Origin of the sequence: Kitasatospora sp. NPDC053057 (assembly GCF_044546945.1) — a bacterium.
Lineage (GTDB): Bacteria > Actinomycetota > Actinomycetes > Streptomycetales > Streptomycetaceae > Kitasatospora.
On the sequence record NZ_JBITZP010000009.1, the window covers coordinates 116,021 to 137,474 of the forward strand.

Consider the following 21,454-nt stretch of genomic DNA (forward strand, 5'->3'; position numbering starts at 1 on the left):
GCCGTCCATCGTTCCCCACCGCGGCCGAAAGGGTCACCACGGGCCGACCGGCGGGAAAGCCCGCCGTTAAAGGCACCCGGGAAAAGGTTATAACGATTGCCGTTCGAATTGGCCGTCAACACCGCGTAGAAATCGAACTCCAGGTGGCGAAGGGGTATCAGGAACGCCGACCTTCGGTTAAGGTCCTGAGTCAGATGAAGCCGTTCGGCCTTTCGGACCGGAAAGCCGAATTCACCCGAGGTGCGGCCACCCCTATTCGCCGCACCCGAAATCCCGGAAAGGGGACAGCCATGAAGATGATCAAGGCGATCGTGAAGAAGTTCAAGCGTGACGAGGACCTCGCCAACCACGCGTGGGTCCTGCACGTCATCTGACGCACCACGATCGGCGGGGTGGCGGCCGTGCCGCCACCCCGCCGGCGCCGCGTTTCATCGTTATTCCCACGGAGGCGGGATCCTCGTGCAAGAAATCGCTCCGGAAACGACGCGCGGACATTCCGTCGTCTTTGCCCCGCGAATTCAGGACCTGCTGGCCCGGGACACGAAGGTGTTCCGGGTCGACGCCACCACGGTCGGCGTGTCCGACGCCCGGCTGATGGCCGAAATCGTCGCGGCCCGCCCGGTCCTCTCGACGGAACGCTCGGTCTACAAGCCCGCCGCCGGGGCCGACATCCCGCATGACAGCGCCACCCGGACGATCCGCGCCCTCGGACAGGACGTCATGTCGGGCATCCGGACGCCGCCGCCCCCGGCACGCGGACTGTCCGGCTCCTGGCCGTACGCGCCCACCTCCTACCTGCGTCGGTGGCTCTTCGGCACCGACCCGCTGCCGGTCTCGCTGCTGGCGAAGCGCGGCATCACCCGCTCCGATACGCTCTCCCGGCTCGTCGACCGCGCCGTCACCGTCTGGCCGGGCACCGAGACCGGAGGCGGGTCCACCGCACTGGCCGGGCTGATCCGCGGGGCCGCCGACCCCCTGGACCGCAAGCAGGCCATCGCCATGTACCGGCGGGCCTCCGCCACCCTGTGCGACGGCGTGGCGGCCCTGGCGGGCAACGCCCTGTGGCTCATGCGGGCGACCGGGGCACGGCAGGCGGACCTCACCGCCGCCCTGTGGGAGACCCTGCGGCTGCTCCCGCCCGCGTGGATGCTCTACCGCAACGGCGGGGACGCGTACGCCGGACTGCACCCGGAGATCCGCCCCGAGGACAACGTCGCGCTCCTCCCGCTCCTGATGCACCGGCACCCGGACTACTGGTCCGACCCGCTGGACTTCCGGCCCGAACGGTGGACGGGCGTCGCCGACCCGGAAAAGACGGCCGGGTTCATGCCGTTCGGGTTCGACGGTGCCCGCTGCTGGGCCAAGCACCTGGTCGTACCGCTGGCCGAGCGCCTGCTGACCGTCGCCCTCGACCACGGACTCACCGTCCGCAGTCCGCAGCAGGACGCGCCCGTGCCGCTGCGCTCGCTGCTCTCGGTGCGGTTCGAGGCCTCCGTCGGCGCGTGAGCGGCGCGGCGGCGAGGCGCACGGCCCTGCTGTGCGCCGTGCGCCGTGCGCAACCGAACATCCTGACACCACGGGACACACCATGGAATCGCCAACGCTCGCCGGCTGGGTCGGCGACCTCCACAGCTTCGCCGGCCGCCAGTGGCAGCGCGAGCCCGCGGTCTTCACCCCGGGGCGGCCCGCCTCCCCGTTCGACCTCGACGCGCTGGACGCCGCCTTCGACGGAGGGCTGCTGCGCGCCCCCTACCTGGAGATGGTCCGCTCCGACAAGGTGGTCATCCCGGCCGAGGCCTTCACCACCTCCCGCACGGTCAACGGCACCCCGCACCACGGCTTCGCCGACCGCGCGAAGGTCCTCGCCCTGCTGCGCACGGGCGCGACGCTGCTGCTGCGCTGCGTCGACCAGTGGCACGCCCCGACGGGCGAGCTGGTGGCGCGGCTCTCCGAGGAGCTCGACCGGCGGGTCGAGGCGTTCTTCTTCCTCACCCCCGCCGGCGCCCAGGGCCTCGCGGTGCACCGCGACGACGCCGACGTGTTCGTCCTCCAGGTGGCCGGCCGCAAGACCTGGTACGTCCACGACGCGCCGGCCGCGGCGGAGTGGTCGCTCGGCGAACTCCCCGACGACGAACACTCCCCGCAGCGCCTGCACCGGGTCCTGGACCCCGGCGACGTGCTCTACGTGCCGCGCGGCTTCGCCCACCGCGCGGTGGGCGCCGGCGGACTGTCCGGCCACCTGTCGCTGACGGTCCGCGACCTCTCGCTGCCGGACCTGCGGACCGCCCTGGCGCAGCTGCTCGCCGAGGGGCTGGACCTCCCGACCCGCCCGCTGGGCGAACCCGCGATCGCCGACGCCTGCGCCACGCTGCTCGAACACGCCCGGGTGAGGCTCGGCACCCTCGCACCCGAGGACCTGCTGCGCGCCGCCCGGGCCGCCCGGCCGACGCCACCGGCCACGGCGAACCCGGACACCTTCGCCGGGACGGCCCGGAACTGGACGGACGACGCCCCCGGACTGGGCTCCGTCGGCCGCACCTGGCGCAGGCTGCGGGCGGCGGCCCGTACCGGGAACTGACCGCCGGGCGGTCAGTCGCCCGGCGGGAAGACCACGTCATACCGTCGGGCCGCGGGATCAGCGCGTCGGCGGTTCGAGGGTGAGGACGGCGGGGGTGGTCTCGGGGCTGGCGAGGCGGAGCAGGCCGTGGCCGATGCCGGCCAGGCCGACCATCAGGGATGGGCTGTGGACCCCGTGTGGCAGACCGCAGGTCCAGCCCTGGGCGTCCAAGGTGTCCAGGACGGCATGGGCCTGGCGCTGGGCGGCGGCCTGCCACCGGCCGCCGGCCCGTTGGAGCGCCTCCAGGTTGCCGAGATCGCCGTGGCAGAGTGAGGAGTTGTGGCCGAAGCCCTCCCGGAGGACGGCGCCGAGGGCGGTGTCGCGTTCGGCGATGAGCAACTCGCGCTCCTCTGGGAGGAGTTCGGCGAGCATGGTGCGGGCCAGGGCGATTCCCGAGGCGCCGTGGCACCACAACGCGGGGTAGGAGGGAGCGTCGTCGTCCTCGCGGACGTCGCGCCAGTTGGCGGCGGTGGCGTCGAACAGGGTGCGTTCGTACTCGACGGCGGCGAGGGCGAGTTGGGGCAGCCGGGGATCGCCGAGGCGGTGTCCGGCGCGGGCCAGGGCCCAGGCGATGCCGGCGCCGCCGTGGGCGAAGCCGGCCAGGGGGCGGCGGGCGGTCTCGGCGAGGGAGGCGGGCAGCCAGCCGGTGCCGCCTTCGGGGTGTGGGGCGGCGGCCTGGACGAGCCGTTCGGCGCAGGCCGCCAGCGCGTCGGTGACGGCGGGACCGGGGCGGACGGCCTCCCAGGCGAGCAGGCCGCCGATGGTGCCGGCGCTTCCGGCGAGCAGGTCGTACTGGGTGTCCTCGGCAGCGGTCGCGGTGACGCGGTCGAGCACGAGGGCACCGAGCGAGTCGAGTTCGGGGTCCGGGTGGTGGGCGGCGCACTGGGCGAGCGCGTACAACACCCCGCCGGTGCCGGACAGGCCGCCGCCGAGCCGGTCGGCGCGCCGCCGGATCTGGTGACGTAGCGTCGATTCCGCGGCCTGGGCCGCCTCGCGGTGCGAGGGGTCGCCGGTGGCCAGGGCGAGCTGGTGGAGGAAGAGGGTGATGCCCGCGGTGCCGCTGTACAGGTCCGGGCCGAGCTCGGCGGAGGCCCAGCGGCCGGGCGGCGCCCAGTTGGGGCCGGCCCACGCCAGGTCGGCACTGCCCCGGTAGGCCTCGCGGAGCAGCTGTTCACCGGCTTCGACAGCCTTGGCGAGGGCGGCCCTGGCGAGGGCACGGGCCGCCGGGGCGGGACCGGTGCCCTCCGCCGGCTCGGCGGGTGCGTCGGGCCGGGCGGTGGCGACGGCCCTGCCCGGTTCGCGTGCCCCGTCCGCCGTGGTCACCGAGAGGCGCAGCAGCTGGAGTTGGCGAGCGAGGTCCTCCTCGCCGAGGGCGTCCGCCTTGGCGAGCGCGAGTTCGAGGGCGGGCCGGTCGGTGACGCCCGGGATCAGTGCGCCGGTGGACGAGCGGGCGTCGACACTGTCGGGGCGGATGGTGAAGACGGGCACGTCGCCGCGCCACAGGTCGGCTCGCTCGTGTTCGACGAAGGCGAGCGTCTGCTCCTCCCAGCCGACCAGCGCCCAGAGCCGGTCGAGGTGGCGGTCCTGGTCGAGGGCGTCGCGGAGCAGGTCGGGGTGGCAGGCGGTGTTGAGCAGGGTGCGGTACTCGAAGGTGTCGCGGCGCAGCAGCCTGGTCTCGTCGGCCGCGAACGCGCCGATCAGCGAGCGGAGTTGAGGCTTGTCGGCGGCGAGCAGCCGGTAGGTCTCGGTGAAGCCGGCTTCCAGCTCCGCCAGGTGGTCGGCCGGTCGCAGCGGCTGCCCGGGCGGGACGGGTCGGCTGCCGGGGGCTTCGACGGGCATCCGCCGGTATTCCAGCCGGAGTTCGTCCGTTCCCTGGTTGACCAGGACGGGCACGGGGCGGGGCGGGAGGTCGGCCGGGTCCCAGCCGAGGGCGGAGATGTCGGCGCCGCCGTTGCCCTCGTCCCACATGCGTTCGGGGAGCAGGCCGGAGCGCAGCACCGAGTGCCGGGCCTGGTGGCGGGCGAGCCGCTCGGATTCGGACAGGTCCTTGGCGGGCTCGTGGAGGTCGGGGTGGAGGACGGCCTCCAGGTCGATGAGGACGGGCTGGTCCCGGACGGCGAGCAGGTTCTGGGCGTGGCAGTCGACTGCGTCGAGGACGTACATCAGCGCGGCGAGGGCGCCGGCCCGATGGTAGAAGGCGCTCAACTCGCCTTCGTCCGCCGCTGGTTCGGCGGTGACGTGGGCGACCCAGCCGTAGCCGTCGCCGGCCAGGTGGGCGAGGTCGCGCAGGGGCAGGCGCAGCTGCGGGTTGAGCCAGTGCAGGATCTGCTGGAAGTGGGTCTCGGCGCCGAGCGGCCGGGGCTTGTAGACGAGTCGGACGCCGCGCTCGAAGCGCAGCGAGCTGACCGTGGCACCGCCGCGGTGCGGGTCGCCGAGGCCGGTGACGAGTTCGGCGAGCCGGCCGAGCGGGCGGCCGTCGGCGAAGGTGCGGGCGAGGGCGGGCAGGTCGGCGGCGAGGCGGCGGAACAGGGTGAGGGTGGTGCTCGTCCATTGTTCGGCGAGGGTGGTGAGGCGCAGGGCCAGGACCGGGTACTCGGCGAGGAGTCGGAGCGCCTGCTCGGGCCGGGTGAGCCGGTCGAGGAAGCCGCGGTAGCGCCGCTCGGGGGTGTCGCCGGTCAACTCGCCGGTGAGCCGGGCGACATGGAGTTCGGTGATGACGGTCCGGGTGGCCATCCCGTGGGCGGTGGCGGTGAGCGCGGGCAGGGCGTGCGCGGCCAGCTCCTCTGGGGTGCCGAGGGACGGGGCGTCCAGGGCGGCGAGTCCGGCGCACAGGCGGTCGCGGGCGGCGGCGAGCAGCGGGGCGACGAGCCGGGCGAACTCGTGCTCCTCGGGGACGTCCAGGGTGGCCGGCCCGTCGAACGCGGCGGCGAGCCGCTCGGCCCACGGGTGGGTGCCCAGGCGGGCGGCGAGCGCGTCGGGGTGCTCGGCCAGGAGGGCGCGCACGGCGTCCGGGTCGAGGGCGTCGGACGCGAGGCGGCGGGCGAACCAGTCAGCCCGGTCGAACGGCGCCTGGTTCCGCCAGCGCTCCAGCTTCCGGGCGGCGCGGTCGGCACGGTCGGCGTGCTCGGTCCGGTCCACGTCACCGGTGCCCTCCGGATCGAGCCCTTCCGGCGCCCGGCCGCGGGCGTTCAGCGGGACGGCTCGGGCGGCAGCCCGCAGGAATTCGGACGCGTCGGCCACGGGGCGGTGCTGCCTCTCTGGATGCACGGTCGCACTGGTTGCACTGGTCGCTCTGGTTGCACTGGTTGCACTCATGTCGCCGTCTGCTCGGCGCTGTCGCACCGAAGGCGTCGGGCGCCCCGTCCGGCACGGACCCCGGCCCGCCGTAGGGCCGGGCCGGGGTCAGCGCCGAACCCGGGCTCAGTAGCTGCAGACGCGACCGCAGCTGGACCAGCCGTCACAGGTGCTGTTCAGCACCGCGGCGGTGACGTAGAGCTCGTCCGCGAGCTCGCCGGCCGGGTGGACCTGGTGGCCCTGGCCGAGGGTGAGCCGGAAGTCCTCGTCCTTGAGTGCGCGAACCTGCTCAGCCGTGGGCTGCATGCTGCCTCCTGCAAGCGTTCGGGTCTGGCACGGGTGTGCCGGTTCCGGATCTTGGCAGCGCCTCCCGGCGGCGCACCATAGGCATGCGCACCACCGGTCCTTGTTTCGGCCAGGATCGAAATAGTGCCCGCCCGGCCACCCCGCCCCCGTTCTCCCAGGCCACGCCACGTCCCGGCCCACTCCGGCCCACCGTCCGATCGTTCGGGCGACCCCACACGTGGCCGGAATACGGGCGGTGCATCGGAGGTGAACCGCGCGGGTGGTTTGAACCGGTGGCTCCTGTGGCAACGGCCCGCACCCAGGGTCACGATGGAGTCCCCGGCCGCCCCCAGCCCGATCGGAGTGCGATGACCGAGCAGCGCAACCCCAAGCACGGGGCGGCGGTCGAGCGGATCGACGAGCACGCCTTCACCGAGCAGGTCCGGGCGGCCGAGAAGAAGGCCGAAGGGACGAAGGCCGAGGGGAAGAAGGCTGAATGGACGAAGGCCGAGGAGCACCAGCAGGACGGGCAGTCCTGAGGCTCAGGCCATCCGGTAGAGCACCGGCATCGCGCCCGTCCGGTTGGCCAGCATGTTCTGCAGCACGTAGCTGCGGAAGCTGGGCCTGGTGAGCTGGCGCAGCAGCAGCCGCAGCGCGCCGGTGTCCCAGCGGGCGTGGTTGACGAACACGTAGTCCGACGGCCCCATCGGGTCGAGCAGGGTGGAGTTGTCCAACCCGGTCACCCTGGCGTACCAGCCCGCGAGGTGGTCCCAGAGTTCGAGTGCCACGTCGCGGTCCTCGGCGACGAAGTGGTTGAAGAGGAACAGCCCGGGGCGGCTCTTGTCGACGTCCCCGAGCGAGCGGGTGCAGCGGGCCCGCAGAACGTGGGTGTCGGTGGCCGCCTCGGTGAGGGTGGCGGCGAGGGACTGGTAGGCCTCACCGTCGATGACCGGATCGAGGTCGTCCGGGGTCTCGGTCTCGACCAGTACCGCGACGTCGAAGCGGGCCGGGTGGAAGCGCGTTTGGGCGGCGTAGCCGCCGGGCGGGGGCACCATCAGTGCGCGGTACACGGTGGCCCGCCGGACGGCCGGCTGCGTCCTGAGGGCGGCGGCCAGCGGCTTCAGCCGGTCGAGCAGGGCGCTGCGCGCGGGGTCGGCTCGGACGAGCGGCGGCCCGCCGGGCGGCGCCACGGCGGCGGCGAGGTGCAGGTAGCCGTACGGCGGCGGGTCGACCAGACGGGCCCGGGGGTACTTGGGGCTGGGATTGAGGAGTTCGAACTGCATGATCGCTCCACGGACGGGTCCGGGTAGGCGGCCCCCTTCGACCGCTTACCCGGACCCGTCCGGGACACACCCGTCACTCCGCCCGCAGCGCGTCCACCGTCCGCGCCCGCGCCGCCCGGATGGCCGGGAGCAGGGCGCTGAGCAGGGCGATCAGCACCCCGCCGAGACCGAGCAGGACGAGCATCGGCGCGCCGAAGACGTCCAGCGCCGCGTCCGGGATGTCCAGCCCGGCGCTGTGGCCCATCGCGGGCACCGTCACGCCGTGCAGCAGCAGCCCGGCGGGCAGGCCGATCGCCCCGCCGACCACCCCGACCAGCAGCACCGAGGCGAGCACGACGCCCACGGTCTGCGCCGGGGTCATGCCGAGCGCCTTGGTGACGCCCATGTCCCGGGTGCGCTCGCGGATCTCCAGGACGACGGTGTTGAACACCCCGAGCCCGGCGACCGCGACCAGCAGCACGGTCAGGGTGGCGGCGAGCGAGTTCATGACGGCGCCCGAGTCGGAGGAGCTGTGCGCCACGTCGGTGTCGGTGGCCATGTGCAGCGGGGCGAGCGCGCTGCCGAGGGTGGTGGTGTAGGCGGCGCGGTCGGTACCGCTCTTGAGCTTGACGAACCAGCTGGCGGGCTTCGGGGCCGTGCCGGCCGGGTAGCTGGCGGCGTCGGTGAACAGCTCGTTGGTCTGCACGTGCGGGTCGAAGACCTCGCCGACGATCCGGACGGTGACCGCCCGGCCGTGGCTGGTGAAGGTCACCTGGTCGCCGAGCTTGGCCGAGGCCTCGGTCAGGAAGGTGTTGGGGGCGACGGCCTCGCCCGGTCCCTGGTACCAGCGGCCGGAGACCATCCGGTAGGGGGCCCAGGAGGAGTCGCCGGCGAAGGCGGTCACCTGGGTTTCCCCGGCGACTCCGGGGACGGTGACGCTCTCGGTGCCGACGCCGTAGTAGGCGGCGGTGCCCGGCTGGGCGGTGAGGGCGGCGGTGACGGCTGCCGGGTCGGCTCCGGCGCCCGGCGTGCGCCCCGCGATCGACCAGGTCTCGGTCGGGACGTCGGACCGTGCCGGGTGCACGAGGACGTCCGAGTTGTCGTGGTTCTTCGCCGCCTCCACCCAGTTCAGCGACCCACCGATGCCGACCGCGAAGACCACCGCCACCGTGCCGAACAGCACCGCCGCGAGCATCCCGGCGGCCCGGGCCGGACGCGCGAAGGGCTGGGCGAGCCCGAGGCCGAGCGGCCGGGGCAGCGGCAGCCGGGCGGCGAGCGAGGCGGCGGACCGGGCGACCGCGTCGCGCCGGGTGCCGCCCGCCGTACGGCCGACGGCCAGCGCGTCCACCGTGCGCAGCCGTCCGGCGCGGGCTGCGGCCGCCCAGGCGACCAGGGCGACGGCGGCGAGCGTGCCGCCGGCCACCGCGGCGTCCACCCAGGGTGCGACGCCGGAGGCCTTGGTGCCGTAGAGGTTCCCGGCGGTGGCGAGCACCGGGACGGTCAGCGCGTTGCCGGCCACCACCCCGAGCAGGGTGCCGACGGTGGCCGGGAGCAGCGCCTGGGCGACGTAGGCGCGCACCACCTGGGCGGGGGTGCAGCCGATCGCCTTGAGCACGCCGATCCGCCGGGTCGCGGTGCCGACGGCGCCGGCCACCACGTTGCCCGCCACCAGCACCGACATCGCCATGCCGAGCAGGCCGAAGGCGACCATGAAGGGCAGGAACAGCGCGGTGTTGCGGTCCGAGCCCTGCTTGGCGGTGAGCCAGGACTGGGCGCCGGTGAGCGCCCCGGCGGGCGCGGCGGAGGCGACGGCGGCCCGGTCGGCGGTCATCGCGTCGGTGGTGCCGGCCTGGGCGAAGCGGTAGAGCATCTCGTAGCCGGGGGTGGTGCCGGGCGCGGTGAGGGCGGGGATGGCGTCGGGTGTGACCCAGGCGTCGGCGGTACGGCTGACGGACCGGGCGAGGCCGACGAGCGTCAGCGAGGGCGAGCCCGGCAGGGCGGGCAGGCGGAGGGTTCCGCCGATCGGCACGCCCGGGTTCCCGTACCCGGCATCGAGCACCACCTCGCCCGACTTGGTCGGCCAACTGCCTTTCAGCAGCGAGACGTTGTCGACACCATCGGTGGCCGAGGCGCGGCCGGCTACCGTCATCGGCATCAGCGTCAGGCCCGGCATGACGGTCGAGCCGGGGCCCGGCTCGGGGTCGACGGTGACGGTGCGGAAGGGGCCGGCGGTGGCCGTCACCCCGGCGGCGTGCCCGGTGGCGGCGAGCTGGTCGGCGTTCGCCCGGGTGCCGTCGAAGCGCGCGGTGAGGTGGGCGCCGTGCTGGCCGTCGAAGGCCTGGTCGAAGGGCGCCTCGGAGGCGACCAGCAGCGAACCGCCGAGGACGGAGCAGCTGGTGGCCACCAAGGCGGACAGCCCGACGGCGATCGACTGGGTCCGGCGCCTGCGCACCCCGGCGCGGACGACCCTTCCGAGCGCACTCATGCGCCCACCTCGCTTCGCCCGGCGGGCACTTCGCGCACCGCGGACCTCTCGATGATTCTCTCGCTTCGCTCGTTCATGCCGCCGCCTCCGAGGAGTCCGCCGTGTCCGACTCGACCCGGCCGTCCCGCATCCGGACCGTGCGGGTGGCGCAGTCCTCGGCGAGGGCCAGGTCGTGGGTGACGATCAGGATGGTCTGGCCGTCGTCGTGCAGCTCCCGGAACAGCTCCTTGACGTCCTCGCCGGAGGCCGAGTCCAGTGCGCCGGTCGGCTCGTCGGCCAGCAGCACGGTCGGCCGGTTCATCAACGCCCGTGCCACCGCGACGCGTTGGCGCTCGCCGCCGGAGAGCCGGCCCGGGTGGGCGCGGGCGTGCCGGTCGATGCCGAGCGCCTCCAGCAGCTCGGCTGCCCGCCGCCGGGCCTCGGCGCGCGGGACGCCGGCCAGCTCTCCGGCCAGCACCACGTTGTCGGCCACCGTGAGGTCGTCCAGCAGGTTGAAGAACTGGAACACCATGCCGATCGTGCCGCGCCGGTACCTGGCCGAGCCCGACTCGTTCAGCCGGTCGACCCGGACCCCGGCGACGGTGACCGTCCCGGCGCTCGGCCGGTCCAGCCCGGCGACCAGGTTCAGCAGGGTGGACTTCCCGCTGCCGGACGGGCCGAGCACGGCCACCGCCTCCCCCGCCCGCACGCCCAGCGTCACCCCGTCCAACGCCGCACGCGCGCCCTCGTAGTGGCGGCTCACACCGCTCAGCTCGATCACCGGATCGCTGCTCATTCCCCGCTCCTCATCGCTTCCCGCCTGGTCACGAGGACGAAGGTACGGACGGGCGGCGCACCCCCGCGTCCGCCGACGACGGCATCTTCCGTACCGCCTCCGGCGGACCCGGCGCGGCGTCATCCTTCCGACGTAGTCGCCCGGTGTACGGGCCCACCGTCGGCCGCGGGGCTGTGCCGAGGGGCGGCCGACCGCCACAATGTCCCGGTGATCAACCATCCGACGGTGCAGCGGCTGCGCACGGCAGCGACCAGGCTGGGCAGCGGCCCGGGCGGCGCGGCTCCCCCGCCCCGGCCGACCCGGCGCACCCTGGCCTTCGACCTGACCCTGGCCCTGTTCCTCGCCTACGGGCTCGGCTCCTACGCCACCCTCCCCGGCGGTCCGGACCCCACCACCTGGCCCGGCCTGCTCCTCCTGGCGCCGCTCGTCCCGCTGCCGCTGGTGCTGCGCCGGCGCTACCCGCTGGCGGTGCTGTGGACGGTGCTGCCGGCCGCGCTGCTGGTGCGGTCGCAGCACCGGGACATCGCGTTCTGGGAGGGCGTGGTGGTGATCGTCGCCGCCTACAGTGCGGCCGCTTACGGGCGCCGCCGGAAGGCCCTCCTGCTGAGCCTGTCGGCCGCCACCGGCGCGCTGGTGGTGCTCTTCGACGACGCCCTGCTGCCGAAGTTCCCCAACGGGGTGGTCGCCCTGCTCGTCCTGGTGCCGGTGTTCGCGGTCGCCTACGAACTGCGGATGTGGCGCCGCCGGGTGGAGGAGGGCCGGGAGCGGCTGACCGCCCTGGAGCGCGAGCAGCTGGCCGCGCTGCAGCGCGCGGTGGAACTCGAACGGGCCCGCATCGCCCGGGAGTTGCACGACGTCGTGACCCACAACGTGAGCATGATGACGATCCAGGCCGGGGCCGCCCGCAAGATCCTGGACACCGCCCCGGACAAGGCCCGGGAGGCGATGGCCGCGGTGGAGTCCGGCGGGCGGGCGGCGATGACCGAACTGCGGCACGTGATGGGCCTGTTGACCATCGACTCGGACACCGGGGACGATCCGGCGGCGAGCGCCGACCTCAGTCCGCAGCCCGGTCTCGGCCGGCTGGACGCCCTGGTCGAGGGCGTCCGCCGGGCCGGACTGCCGGTGGAGCTGACCGTGCACGGGGAGCGCCGGGCCGTCCCGCCCGGGGTCGAGCTCGCCGCCTACCGGGTCGTCCAGGAGGCTCTCACCAACACCGTCAAGCACGCGGGCGGTGCCGACGCCGAGGTGACCGTCGACTACGCCCCCGACCACCTGCGGGTGGAGGTCACCGACACCGGCGGCCGCCCCACCGGCGCCGCCGCCACCGGCAACGGACGCGGCCTGCTCGGGCTGCGCGAACGCCTCGCCGTCTACGGCGGCACCCTGCACACCGGCCCCCGGCCGCGCGGCGGCTACCGCGTGACGGCCTCGATACCACTGGAGAGTCGATGAACGAGCAGCCCCTGCGCGTGGTGGTCGCCGACGACCAGGCGCTGGTCCGGATCGGGTTCCGGCTGATCCTGGAGTCCGAGGGGATCGAGGTGGTCGCCGAGGCCGAGGACGGCGAACAGGCCGTCGCCGCCGTCCGCCGGAGCAGACCGGACGTGGTGCTGATGGACATCCGGATGCCCGGCCTGGACGGACTGGAGGCCACCCGACGGATCCTCGCGAACCGCACCGACGGCGACCGTACCGACGGCGACCGCGCAGGCGGAGACCGTACCGACGGCGACCGCGCAGGCGGCGCGCCCCGGATCATCATGCTGACCACCTTCGACCTGGACCACTACGTCTACGCCGCGATGGCCGCCGGGGCCAGCGGCTTCCTGCTCAAGGACGTCACCCCGGAGCACCTGGCCGCCGCCGTCCGGCTGGTCCGCACCGGCGACGCGCTGCTCGCCCCCGCGATCACCCGGCGGCTGGTCGAGCGCTTCGCCCGCCCGGCCTCCCCGGACGCGCCCGCCCCGCACCGGGAGCTGGCCACCCTCACCCCGCGCGAGCTGGAGGTGATGTCGCTGCTCGCCCGCGGCCTCAGCAACGCCGAGCTGGCCGCCCGGCTGCAGCTGTCCGAGGCGACGGTGAAGACCCATGTGGCCCGGATCCTGGGCAAGTTGGGGCTGCGGGACCGGGCCCAGGTAGTCGTCGCGGCGTACGAGACCGGGCTGGTCAGCGCGGGAACGCCCGGAACGCCCGGAACGCCGTAGGACGCACGGGAGCCCGGGGGTTCGCACCCCCGGGCTCCCGCTTGCGCCTACCGCGTCACACCAGGTCGAAGCGGTCCGCGTTCATGACCTTGACCCAGGCCGCCACGAAGTCCTCCACGAACTTCTCCTTGGCGTCGTCGGCCGCGTACACCTCGGCGACGGCGCGCAGTTCGGAGTTGGAACCGAAGACCAGGTCGGCCCGGGTGCCGGTCCACTTGACCTGGCCCGAGGCGTCCCGGCCCTCGAAGGTGTGGGCGTCCTCCGAGGTGGACTTCCAACTGGTGCCCAGGTCCAGCAGGTTGACGAAGAAGTCGTTCGTCAACACGCCCGGGGTCTCGGTGAACACGCCGTGCGCGGACTGCTGGTGGTTGGCGCCCAGCACGCGCAACCCGCCGACCAGCACGGTCATTTCGGGCGCGCTGAGGCCCAGCAGGTTGGCCTTGTCGAGCAGCAGGAACTCGGCCGGCAGCCGGTTGCCCTTGCCGACCCAGTTGCGGAAGCCGTCCGCCTTGGGCTCCAGCGCGGCGAAGGACTCGGTGTCGGTCAGCTCCTGCGAGGCGTCCACCCGGCCGGGCGCGAACGGCACCTCGACGGCCAGGCCGGCCGCCTTGGCCGCCTGCTCGATGCCGACGCCGCCGGCCAGCACCACCAGGTCGGCCAGCGAGACCTGCTTGTCGCCGGCCTGCGCGTTGAAGTCCCGCTGCACGCCCTCCAGGGCCCGCAGCACGCCGGCCAGCCGGTCCGGCTCGTTGAGCTCCCAGCCGGCCTGCGGCTGCAGCCGGATCCGGCCGCCGTTGGCACCGCCGCGCTTGTCGCTGTTGCGGTAGGAGGAGGCCGCGGACCAGGCGGTGGAGACCAGATCGGAGACCGAGAGGCCGGTGGCGGCGATCCGCCGCTTGAGGTCGGCGACGTCCGCCGCGCCGATCTGCTGGTACGAGACGGTGGGCAGCGGGTCCTGCCAGAGCAGCTGCTCGCTCGGGACCTCGGGGCCGAGGTAGCGCACCACCGGGCCCATGTCGCGGTGGGTCAGCTTGAACCAGGCGCGGGCGAAGGCGTCGGCGAACTCCGCCGGGTTCTCCAGGAAGCGCCGGGAGATCGGCCCGTACACCGGGTCGAAGCGCAGCGACAGGTCGGTGGTGAGCATGATCGGGACGTGCCGCTTGCTCGGGTCGTGGGCGTCCGGCACGGTGCCCTCGCCGGCGCCGTCCTTCGGCTTCCACTGGTGGGCGCCGGCCGGGCTCTTGGTGAGCTCCCACTCGTAGCCGAACAGCGTCTCGAAGAAGCTGTTGTCCCAGGTGATCGGGGTGGCGGTCCAGATGCCCTCAAGGCCGCTGGTGATCGCGTCGCCGCCGACGCCGGTGCCGTAGCCGCTCTTCCAGCCGAGGCCCATCTGCTCCATCGGCGCGTCCTCCGGGTCCGGGCCGACGTGGTCCGCCGGGCCGGCGCCGTGGGTCTTGCCGAAGGTGTGGCCGCCGGCGATCAGCGCGACGGTCTCCTCGTCGTTCATCGCCATCCGGTAGAAGGTCTCGCGGATGTCGCGGGCGGCGGCGATCGGGTCCGGGTTGCCGTTGGGACCCTCGGGGTTGACGTAGATCAGGCCCATCTGGACGGCGGCCAGCGGGCTCTCCAGCTCGCGGTCGCCGGTGTAGCGCTCGTCGCCCAGCCAGGTGGTCTCCGGGCCCCAGTAGACGTCCTCGTCCGGCTCCCACTCGTCGACCCGGCCGCCGCCGAAGCCGAAGGTGTCGAAGCCCATGCCCTCCAGGGCGACGTTGCCGGCCAGGACGATCAGGTCGGCCCAGGACAGGCTGCGCCCGTACTTCTTCTTCACCGGCCAGAGCAGTCGGCGGGCCTTGTCCAGGCTGGCGTTGTCGGGCCAGCTGTTGAGCGGGGCGAAGCGCTGCTGGCCGCCGCCGGCGCCGCCGCGGCCGTCGCGGATCCGGTAGGTGCCGGCGCTGTGCCAGGCCATGCGGATCATGAACGGGCCGTAGTAGCCGAAGTCGGCCGGCCACCAGTCCTGCGAGGTGGTGAGCACCTCCTGGATGTCCCGCTTGACGGTCGGGAGGTCGAGGGCGTTGAACGCCTCGGCGTAGTCGAAATCCGCGCCGAGGGGGTTGGCCACGGCGGGGTTCTTCGCGAGGATCTTCAGGTTCAGCCGCTCCGGCCACCACTGGCGGTTCCCGCCGCCCTGGGTGGGGTGGAGCGCGCGCCCGTGGTTGACCGGGCAGCCGCCCGCGCTCGCCTCTACGCCGGTTGCATCGTGGTTCTCAGACATGGGAATCCTTCCCTACAAGGCGGATCACGGTGTCTTTCTGCTACCTACGGCACCAACTGCTATTGCCCAGGCTAGCGCCGGAGCCGATCCTACGATGGACGGAATCCAAGTCAAGAAAGACACCAAACCCATATCCGATCGGGAAACGGACCGCAGCGGATGTCGATTGGTAAACTCCGGTCTTCCCCGTGACCTGAATAGGTGAACCGTTATGAGTGACCTGCTGGAGCGGCTGCGCGAGCGCGGCTGGCGCCTCACCTCCCAGCGGCGTGTCGTGGCCGAGGTCCTGGACGGCGAGCACGTGCACCTGACCGCCGACGAGGTGCACGCCCGCGCGGCCGAGCGCCTCCCGGAGATCTCCCGCGCGACGGTCTACAACACCCTCGGCGAGCTGGTCACCCTCGGCGAGGTCATCGAGGTGTCCACGGACGGGCGCGCCAAGCGCTACGACCCCAACGCGCACCACCCGCACCAGCACCTGGTCTGCACCGGCTGCGGCGCCATCCGCGACGTCCACCCCGTCGGCAACCCGCTCGCCGACCTCCCGACCGAGCAGCGCTTCGGCTTCGCCCTCTCGGGGGCCGAGGTCACCTACCGGGGGCTCTGCCCGGCCTGCGCGGGCTGACGGCGGGCCCCGCCCCTCCGGCTCAGTGGGTGCGGGTGAGGGTGCCGGAGCCGCCGCGGACCTCCAGGTGGAGCGTGCCGTCAGGCTTCAGCGAGTACACCCGCGGCGCCGAGTCCGGGGTGCACGCGAGGCCGCCCGTCAGGGCCGAGACCTTGAGCACGACCTGGCTGTTGCTCGCCGACTCCAGGTAGTCCGTGCCGGTGCAGGTCGTGCCGCCGGGCCAGACCGACTCGGCGGTGGCGACGACCTGGTCCACCTGCCCCTGCTTCAGGACGACCCGGTAGGTGACCGAGCCGTAGACGCCCGGCTCGGTAAGAACGCCAGACCACGAACCGAGGTACCCCTCCGGAATCGCTCCCGCCGGGGACGGCGGGGCGGTCACCGGGGCGGCACTCACCGGGACGCTGGTGGACGGGGCGGCGGTGGACGGGGCGGCGGTCGGCTGGGCCGTCGCGCTGGGTGCGGCCGATCCGCCGCCCGCCTGCGTCGGCTGCCCGGCAGGGGGCGACTGGCCGTTCGTCAAGGTGGTGTCGGACTTCGACAGCCACAGGGTGGCCCCGACGGCGACGGCGGCCACCAGCACCAAGGCGCCGAGCGCGGCGGGCCAGCGGCGTCGCGGTCGCGGGACGGCCGGCTGTGTGTCCGGCGGGGCGGACGGCGGCGAGAACGGCGCGGAGAAGGGCGGAGCCTGGCTGCCCGGGGGCGGGGTCGGCGGAGGGGCGTACGAGGCGGTCGGGGCGCCGAAGGTCCCCGTCGGCGCGCCCACGGCGATCCCCACCGCGGTGGGCGGCGGCGGCATGGAGCCGGGCGGCTCGGGCACGTGGTCCAGGTCGATCACCTCCATCGCGCGTCGGCTCACCGCCGCCGACAGGCCCCCGGGCAGCCAGGCCCCGCCGCGCAGCCGTGCCATGCCGGCCCCGGCCCCGTCGAGCCGCTCGGCGAGCTCCCTCGGCCCCGGCCGACGCGCCGGGTCCTTGGCCAGGCAGGCCGCCACGACAGCGCGCAGCTGCGGGTCCAGGCCCGTCAGCTCCGGTTCCTCGTGGGCCACCCGGTAGAGCAGCGCCTGCACGCCGAGGCCCTCCCCGAAGGGCGCCGCACCGGTCGCCGCGTACGCCAGCACGGCGCCCAGCGAGAAGACGTCCGACGGCGGCCCGACGGCCGTCCCCCGGGCCTGCTCCGGCGACATGTACCCCGGCGAGCCGATCACGGCGCCGGAGCGGGTGAGCGCGCTGGTGGCGTCCAGGGCCCTGGTGATGCCGAAGTCGATCAGCAGCGGGCCGTCCGGGGTGAGCAGCACGTTGGACGGCTTGACGTCCCGGTGCACCAGGCCGAGCGCGTGCACCGCCGCGAGCGCCTCGGCCAGCCCGACGCCCAGCAGGCGCACCGAGTCGGCCGGAAGCGGCCCGAACTCCTGCACGGCCACGCCGAGCGCCGGACCGGGGACGTAGCCGGTGGCGACCCACGGGTGGCGGCCCTCGGTGTCCGCGTCCAGCACCGGTACGGTCCAGCGGCCGCCGACCAGCCGGGCCGCCTGGACCTCCTGCCGGAACCGGGCCCGGAACTCGCCGTCCTCGGCCAGCTCGCTTCGGATCACCTTGAGGGCGACCGTCCGGCCCCCGGCCGTACGCCCCAGGTACACCCGGCCCATGCCGCCCGCGCCCAGCCGCCGCAGCACCCGGTACTCACCGACCTGCCGCGGGTCGTCCGGCTCCAGTGGCTCCATCTCCTGCTTCCCTCCCCGCCCCCGCCGGTCCCTCTCCCCGGCCGGCCCGGGGAAGACCGTACACCCGTCCGCACCGGGCCAGGAGTCCCCGATGCCCCCGCTGTCGCGGTGTTGTGACGGTCCATCGGATCAAGAACGCGACCGGCAGGGCTCCTCGCCTGGCGCCAGCGGATGCGCAGGTCCTTCAGCCCGTTCTGGAAGTTGGAGACCAGGCGCCGGGGCGGCGGGCCCGGGGCGGGCTCCAGGCCGGGGAGTTCCGCGACCATCCGGCGGAGCAGAGCCGCCCGGGCCTGCCGACATCAGCTACCACATCACCGGAAGCCGCTCGGGAATCCGCTTCATGAAGCCGGTGCGCCAGACCAACTGCTCTACAGGCACAGCGAGTTCAAGGTCAGGCATTCGATCCAGCAAGGCCTCTAGGGCGATCCGGGCGTGGATGCGTCCGAGCGCCGTGGCGGGGCAGTAGTGGGAGCCTCCGCCGAAGGAGAGGTGGTCAGCGGCGTTGGCGCGGTCCACGTCGAAGCGATAGGGGTCGGGGAAGGCTTCGGGGTCGAAGTTCGCGCCCTCGACCAGCACCAGGACCAACTCACCCTGTTTGACGTCGACATCTCCGAGCCGTACGTCGGCGAGTGCGAGCCGGGGCAGGGCGTCACCGATGGACAGGTTCACCCGCAGCAGTTCCTCCACGCCCGCGTCGATCAGGTCGCGGCGGTCTCGCAACAGGCTCCAGGTGGTGCGGTGGGTGAGGAGGTAGACCAGCGCCATGGCGAGGAAGCCCGAGGTGGAAACGGTGCCGGCGCCGAACATGGTGACGCCGACGGTGGCCAGCGTCTCATCGGTCAGGTGGGCGTAGTCGGGGTGCGCGCGCAGAGCGGCGAGTTCCCCCATCAGGCCGGAGGTCGAGGGGTCGTTCAGCAGAACGGTCATTCGGGCGATGTCGCGGTCCCAGTTGATCTCCGCGCCGGTGACCGGGCAGGCCGAGTTCATGAACGCGATGTCCAGGCTGCGCAGGAACGCGGGCGCCTCGCTCTGCGCGATGCCGAGGATGCGGCAGTGCATGCCCGCCGAGTACGGCTCACAGAACGCGCCGCGCAGGTCGGCCGTGGGACCGTCCTCGACGAGCCGGTCGACGAGCCGGTCCGCCTCCCGCCGCAGCCACCGCACCAGCCCCGGCGCCTTGGGGTTCAGTGCCTTCATCAAGGCCCTGCGCAGCCCGGCGCCGGTGATGTTGCCCATGTTGTTGACGACCTCGGGCGGGATCGTCAGGGCGTACTGGCGGGGCACTCCCGGCGCCGAGGTGTCCTTCAGCGAGAACCGGTCGTCCGTCAGGACCTGCTTGCAGAGCCGGTACGACGACACCAGCCAGGCCTCGTCCCCGGCGATCGTGCGCACCCGCCGCACCGGGGTGGCCGCGCGCAACTGTGCCACCTCGACGGGGAGTCGGGTGCCGTCCCGGGAGAACGGGAAGTCGAGCAGGTCGTGGCCGCCGGCGGCCAGGGGCTCGGCATTGGTGGTCGTGCTCATGCACGGGCTCCTTCGGCGGGGGTGACGATGGCGTGGCCCTGGTTGCGGGAGGCGCGCAGGCCGGCGCCCCGGGCGTACAGGAGTTCCGCCAGCGGCAGGAGTTGGTGGTAGCAGTTGAGCGAGGACGGCACGTCGATGATCGCGGGGGTGTCGAGGAACAGCGGCGCCTCGGCACACACGTACTCCAGGCACACGGCGCGCTGCCGCTCGGTGGCCTCCTGCCCTCGTGCGGTCAGGAACCGGCCCACCAGGTCGTCGCAGACCGTGCGGAGGTCGGCGTCGCTCTCCAGGCGGCGCTTCAGCTGCCGGTGGATCTCCTGGTAGGCCGGGTTCGCCCGGAAGTCGGACATGGGCCGCCAGCGCAGCCGTGTCTGTCCTGGATCCACCGTCGACACGGCGTCGCGGACCTTCGCGCGCAGGCCCCTCAGGTTCTTCGCCGCCTTTCTGCGGGCGTCGTCGGGGTTGTATCCGCACGCCTCGTACATCTCGGCCACGTAGAGGTCGGTGTAGACGAAGTCGACCTGGCCGTAGTGGTCCAGGCCCCAACCGGCGAGGTCGTGCAGGCGCCGGGCGGAGAAGTAGCTGTTGCCCGGCGAGACCCCGATGACGGCGTGCGCGCCCTCGTCATGGATGACTTCGCAGTGGCGCGTGTAGGGCTTCACCTGGAACACGTCGGCCATCAACGGGGATGCTGTGATCAAACGCGTGGTCCTCCACCGCACGCTACTGCCGGCAGGGCCCCATGCCCCTGGTGCGACGTCGCGGCCTCATCACTCTATCCACGCCAATCAAGCACGGACAGTCACTGCCGGACTTTGTCCGAAACGATGTCAAACCACCGCCCCGGGCTCGGCCACCGGCCCGAAGCAGACGGGACGAGGCTCACGCATGACACGCGACGACCTCCGGCCTCCCTGGTCCGGCCTCTGCAGAAACTGACAGCCGACTCGGCCCTGCCGGAGCTATGAGGTGGACATCGGCCCACCGAACTGCCGCCAGCAGTGCGTCTGCTATCGCCAACAGATGCGCAGGTCCTTCAGCCCGTTCTGGAAGTTGGAGACGAGTCGCTTCGGCGGCGGGCCCGAAGCGAGCGCCAGGCCGGGCAGCTCGGCGACGATCCGACGGAGCAGGGCCGCCATCTGGATCCTGGCCAGCCGCGCGCCCACGCAGAAGTGAGGGCCGAACCCGAAGCTGACGTGGTCGTTCGGCGTGCGGGTGATGTCGAAGCGGTCCGCGTCGGGAAAGACGGATTCGTCTCGGTTGGCGGAGGCATGGTAGACGACGACCTTGTCGCCGGCGCGGATCGGTTGCCCGGCCAGCACCACGTCCCGGGTGGCCGTGCGCCGGAACTCCAGCACCGGCGGCCAGAACCGAAGGATCTCCTCGACCGCCGAAGCGACCAGATCCGGCTGTCGCGACAACTGGACGTACTGGTCGGGGTGGGTGAGCAGGGAGTACAAACCGCCGGGCAGGCCGTTGCGCAGCGTCTCGTTCCCGGCGACCCCGAACAGGAAGAACATCGTCTCGAACTCGCCGGTGCTCAGGCCGGCTTCCAGCATGCGGGCGACCATGCTGCCCGGCGGGGGCTGTTCGGCGAGCGCGTGGGCGTAGTCGAACATGTCGGCAAGGGCGGCGCGAGAGCGCGGGTTGAGCGGGCGGCCGTCGGCGGTGGTGAGGGCTCCGGGGCGCCGGGCGAGCGCGGCGCGGCCCAGCTCGGTGAGCCGGGCCGGGTCGGCGGTGCTGGACCGGGCGTAGTCCGGGTCCTGGTAGCCGATCACACGGTTCGACCAGTCGACCAGCAACTGCCGGTCCTGGTCGGGCACGCCCAGGATGCGCGCCAGCGTCCAGACCGGCAGATCGGCGGCGACCGGTACGAAGTCCGCCTCACCCAACGGGCGGATACCGGCGACCAGTTCGGCCGCGCGCCGCTCAATGGCGGCGGTCAGCTCGTGCAGCGCACGCGGGGTGAAGGCGGCGGCGACGGCCCTGCGCAACCGGGAGTGGTCGGGCGGATCCTGGTTGAGCATCATGGCGCGGGCGAAGGCCAGATCGGCCGGCGTGTCAGGGTCCCGGATCTGGGTCGCACCGAGGTGCGAGGAGAAGTCCTCCGGGCTGCGCAGCACCTGCTTCACGTCCGCGTGCCGCAGCACCGCCCAGTAGCCGGGCCCGGGCGGCCAGTCCCCCACCGCCGGTTCCTCCACCCAGCAGACCGGCGCCTGCGCCCGCAGCTCGCGGAACAGCCCGTATGGCACGCCCTCCGCGTACGTCTCGGGCCGGAAGATCCGGTTCACCCGCGCCTGGTCGATGCCCATGGCGACCGACCGTACGCCGCGAGTCGGCGGCCCGCCAGAAGGCAGGATGCCGTAGTTGCACCGATCGGTGCCC

Annotated in this window: 17 protein-coding genes; 7 read left to right on the plus strand and 10 right to left on the minus strand. The window is 73.4% G+C overall.

Annotated elements, in window-relative coordinates:
* The first annotated feature begins 194 nt into the window (after positions 1-194).
* The 3 genes from ACIG5E_RS12845 to ACIG5E_RS12855 all read left to right on the plus strand — a co-directional run bounded on the left by ACIG5E_RS12845 (position 195) and on the right by ACIG5E_RS12855 (position 2,578).
* On the plus strand, positions 195-374 hold the full coding sequence (locus ACIG5E_RS12845; protein WP_396533424.1) for a hypothetical protein: 180 nt from the start codon (positions 195-197) through the stop codon (positions 372-374).
* Between the two features lie 172 nt (positions 375-546).
* Positions 547-1,506 carry a cytochrome P450 gene (locus ACIG5E_RS12850; RefSeq protein WP_396533425.1) on the plus strand — a complete coding sequence of 320 codons (960 nt, stop codon included), beginning with the start codon at positions 547-549 and terminating at the stop codon, positions 1,504-1,506.
* Between the two features lie 82 nt (positions 1,507-1,588).
* Complete coding sequence (locus ACIG5E_RS12855) at positions 1,589-2,578, plus strand: JmjC domain-containing protein (RefSeq protein WP_396533426.1); 990 nt, start codon at positions 1,589-1,591, stop codon at positions 2,576-2,578.
* A 57-nt stretch (positions 2,579-2,635) separates the two neighbouring features.
* Here the strand turns inward: ACIG5E_RS12855 and ACIG5E_RS12860 are convergent, their stop codons facing one another.
* On the minus strand, positions 2,636-5,857 hold the full coding sequence (locus ACIG5E_RS12860) for a type 2 lanthipeptide synthetase LanM family protein (RefSeq protein WP_396533427.1): 3,222 nt from the start codon (positions 5,855-5,857) through the stop codon (positions 2,636-2,638).
* Positions 5,858-6,037: 180 nt separating this feature from the next.
* Positions 6,038-6,217 carry a hypothetical protein gene (locus ACIG5E_RS12865; protein WP_030279901.1) on the minus strand — a complete coding sequence of 60 codons (180 nt, stop codon included), beginning with the start codon at positions 6,215-6,217 and terminating at the stop codon, positions 6,038-6,040.
* 347 nt (positions 6,218-6,564) lie between these two features.
* Between ACIG5E_RS12865 and ACIG5E_RS12870 the strand changes: the two genes are divergently transcribed.
* Complete coding sequence (locus ACIG5E_RS12870; RefSeq protein WP_396533428.1) at positions 6,565-6,735, plus strand: hypothetical protein; 171 nt, start codon at positions 6,565-6,567, stop codon at positions 6,733-6,735.
* Positions 6,736-6,738: 3 nt separating this feature from the next.
* Here the strand turns inward: ACIG5E_RS12870 and ACIG5E_RS12875 are convergent, their stop codons facing one another.
* The 3 genes from ACIG5E_RS12875 to ACIG5E_RS12885 form a co-directional block, all read right to left on the minus strand.
* On the minus strand, positions 6,739-7,479 hold the full coding sequence (locus ACIG5E_RS12875) for a hypothetical protein (protein WP_396533429.1): 741 nt from the start codon (positions 7,477-7,479) through the stop codon (positions 6,739-6,741).
* 73 nt (positions 7,480-7,552) lie between these two features.
* Entirely contained in the window at positions 7,553-9,943 is a 2,391-nt protein-coding gene (locus ACIG5E_RS12880; RefSeq protein WP_396533430.1) for an FtsX-like permease family protein, read from the minus strand.
* A gap of 73 nt (positions 9,944-10,016) precedes the next feature.
* On the minus strand, positions 10,017-10,718 hold the full coding sequence (locus tag ACIG5E_RS12885) for an ABC transporter ATP-binding protein (RefSeq protein WP_396533431.1): 702 nt from the start codon (positions 10,716-10,718) through the stop codon (positions 10,017-10,019).
* Positions 10,719-10,925: 207 nt separating this feature from the next.
* Here ACIG5E_RS12885 and ACIG5E_RS12890 point away from each other — a divergent pair, with 207 nt between their 5' ends.
* Both ACIG5E_RS12890 and ACIG5E_RS12895 read left to right on the plus strand, forming a co-directional pair.
* On the plus strand, positions 10,926-12,173 hold the full coding sequence (locus ACIG5E_RS12890) for a sensor histidine kinase (RefSeq protein WP_396533433.1): 1,248 nt from the start codon (positions 10,926-10,928) through the stop codon (positions 12,171-12,173).
* On the plus strand, positions 12,170-12,925 hold the full coding sequence (locus ACIG5E_RS12895) for a response regulator (protein ID WP_396533434.1): 756 nt from the start codon (positions 12,170-12,172) through the stop codon (positions 12,923-12,925). The genes ACIG5E_RS12890 and ACIG5E_RS12895 overlap by 4 nt, the downstream gene beginning before the upstream one ends.
* Before the next feature lie 55 nt (positions 12,926-12,980).
* Here the strand turns inward: ACIG5E_RS12895 and katG are convergent, their stop codons facing one another.
* Entirely contained in the window at positions 12,981-15,197 is a 2,217-nt protein-coding gene (gene katG / locus ACIG5E_RS12900) for a catalase/peroxidase HPI (RefSeq protein ID WP_396533435.1), read from the minus strand.
* A gap of 211 nt (positions 15,198-15,408) precedes the next feature.
* Here katG and ACIG5E_RS12905 point away from each other — a divergent pair, with 211 nt between their 5' ends.
* Positions 15,409-15,822, plus strand: coding sequence for a Fur family transcriptional regulator (locus ACIG5E_RS12905; RefSeq protein WP_396533436.1), 414 nt, complete (start codon positions 15,409-15,411; stop codon positions 15,820-15,822).
* Positions 15,823-15,844: 22 nt separating this feature from the next.
* Here the strand turns inward: ACIG5E_RS12905 and ACIG5E_RS12910 are convergent, their stop codons facing one another.
* From ACIG5E_RS12910 to ACIG5E_RS12925, 4 genes are all read right to left on the minus strand, one after another.
* Complete coding sequence (locus ACIG5E_RS12910) at positions 15,845-17,545, minus strand: protein kinase (protein WP_396533437.1); 1,701 nt, start codon at positions 17,543-17,545, stop codon at positions 15,845-15,847.
* Between the two features lie 303 nt (positions 17,546-17,848).
* Positions 17,849-19,069 (minus strand): cytochrome P450, encoded by a 1,221-nt coding sequence (locus ACIG5E_RS12915; protein WP_396533438.1) that lies wholly within the window; start codon positions 19,067-19,069, stop codon positions 17,849-17,851.
* Positions 19,066-19,749, minus strand: a complete 684-nt coding sequence (locus ACIG5E_RS12920) for a tRNA-dependent cyclodipeptide synthase (protein WP_396533439.1) — start codon at positions 19,747-19,749, stop codon at positions 19,066-19,068. Before ACIG5E_RS12920 ends, ACIG5E_RS12915 begins: the two co-directional genes overlap by 4 nt.
* Positions 19,750-20,079: 330 nt before the next feature.
* A complete protein-coding gene (locus ACIG5E_RS12925) occupies positions 20,080-21,381 on the minus strand; it encodes a cytochrome P450 (RefSeq protein ID WP_396533440.1) in 1,302 nt (433 codons plus the stop codon).
* Positions 21,382-21,454: the final 73 nt, after the last annotated feature.

What these genes read in the sequence shown, in the direction of transcription:
- ACIG5E_RS12845 (WP_396533424.1), top strand. Translation starts at nt 195, where the DNA reads ATGAAGCCGTTCGGCCTTTCGGACCGGAAAGCCGAATTCACCCGAGGT.
- ACIG5E_RS12855 (WP_396533426.1), top strand. Translation starts at nt 1,589, where the DNA reads ATGGAATCGCCAACGCTCGCCGGCTGGGTCGGCGACCTCCACAGCTTC.
- ACIG5E_RS12865 (WP_030279901.1), bottom strand. Translation starts at nt 6,217, where the DNA reads ATGCAGCCCACGGCTGAGCAGGTTCGCGCACTCAAGGACGAGGACTTC.
- ACIG5E_RS12870 (WP_396533428.1), top strand. Translation starts at nt 6,565, where the DNA reads ATGACCGAGCAGCGCAACCCCAAGCACGGGGCGGCGGTCGAGCGGATC.
- ACIG5E_RS12875 (WP_396533429.1), bottom strand. Translation starts at nt 7,479, where the DNA reads ATGCAGTTCGAACTCCTCAATCCCAGCCCCAAGTACCCCCGGGCCCGT.
- ACIG5E_RS12880 (WP_396533430.1), bottom strand. Translation starts at nt 9,943, where the DNA reads ATGAGTGCGCTCGGAAGGGTCGTCCGCGCCGGGGTGCGCAGGCGCCGG.
- ACIG5E_RS12885 (WP_396533431.1), bottom strand. Translation starts at nt 10,718, where the DNA reads ATGAGCAGCGATCCGGTGATCGAGCTGAGCGGTGTGAGCCGCCACTAC.
- ACIG5E_RS12895 (WP_396533434.1), top strand. Translation starts at nt 12,170, where the DNA reads ATGAACGAGCAGCCCCTGCGCGTGGTGGTCGCCGACGACCAGGCGCTG.
- katG (WP_396533435.1), bottom strand. Translation starts at nt 15,197, where the DNA reads ATGTCTGAGAACCACGATGCAACCGGCGTAGAGGCGAGCGCGGGCGGC.
- ACIG5E_RS12905 (WP_396533436.1), top strand. Translation starts at nt 15,409, where the DNA reads ATGAGTGACCTGCTGGAGCGGCTGCGCGAGCGCGGCTGGCGCCTCACC.
- ACIG5E_RS12910 (WP_396533437.1), bottom strand. Translation starts at nt 17,545, where the DNA reads ATGGAGCCACTGGAGCCGGACGACCCGCGGCAGGTCGGTGAGTACCGG.
- ACIG5E_RS12915 (WP_396533438.1), bottom strand. Translation starts at nt 19,069, where the DNA reads ATGAGCACGACCACCAATGCCGAGCCCCTGGCCGCCGGCGGCCACGAC.
- ACIG5E_RS12920 (WP_396533439.1), bottom strand. Translation starts at nt 19,749, where the DNA reads ATGGCCGACGTGTTCCAGGTGAAGCCCTACACGCGCCACTGCGAAGTC.
- ACIG5E_RS12925 (WP_396533440.1), bottom strand. Translation starts at nt 21,381, where the DNA reads ATGGGCATCGACCAGGCGCGGGTGAACCGGATCTTCCGGCCCGAGACG.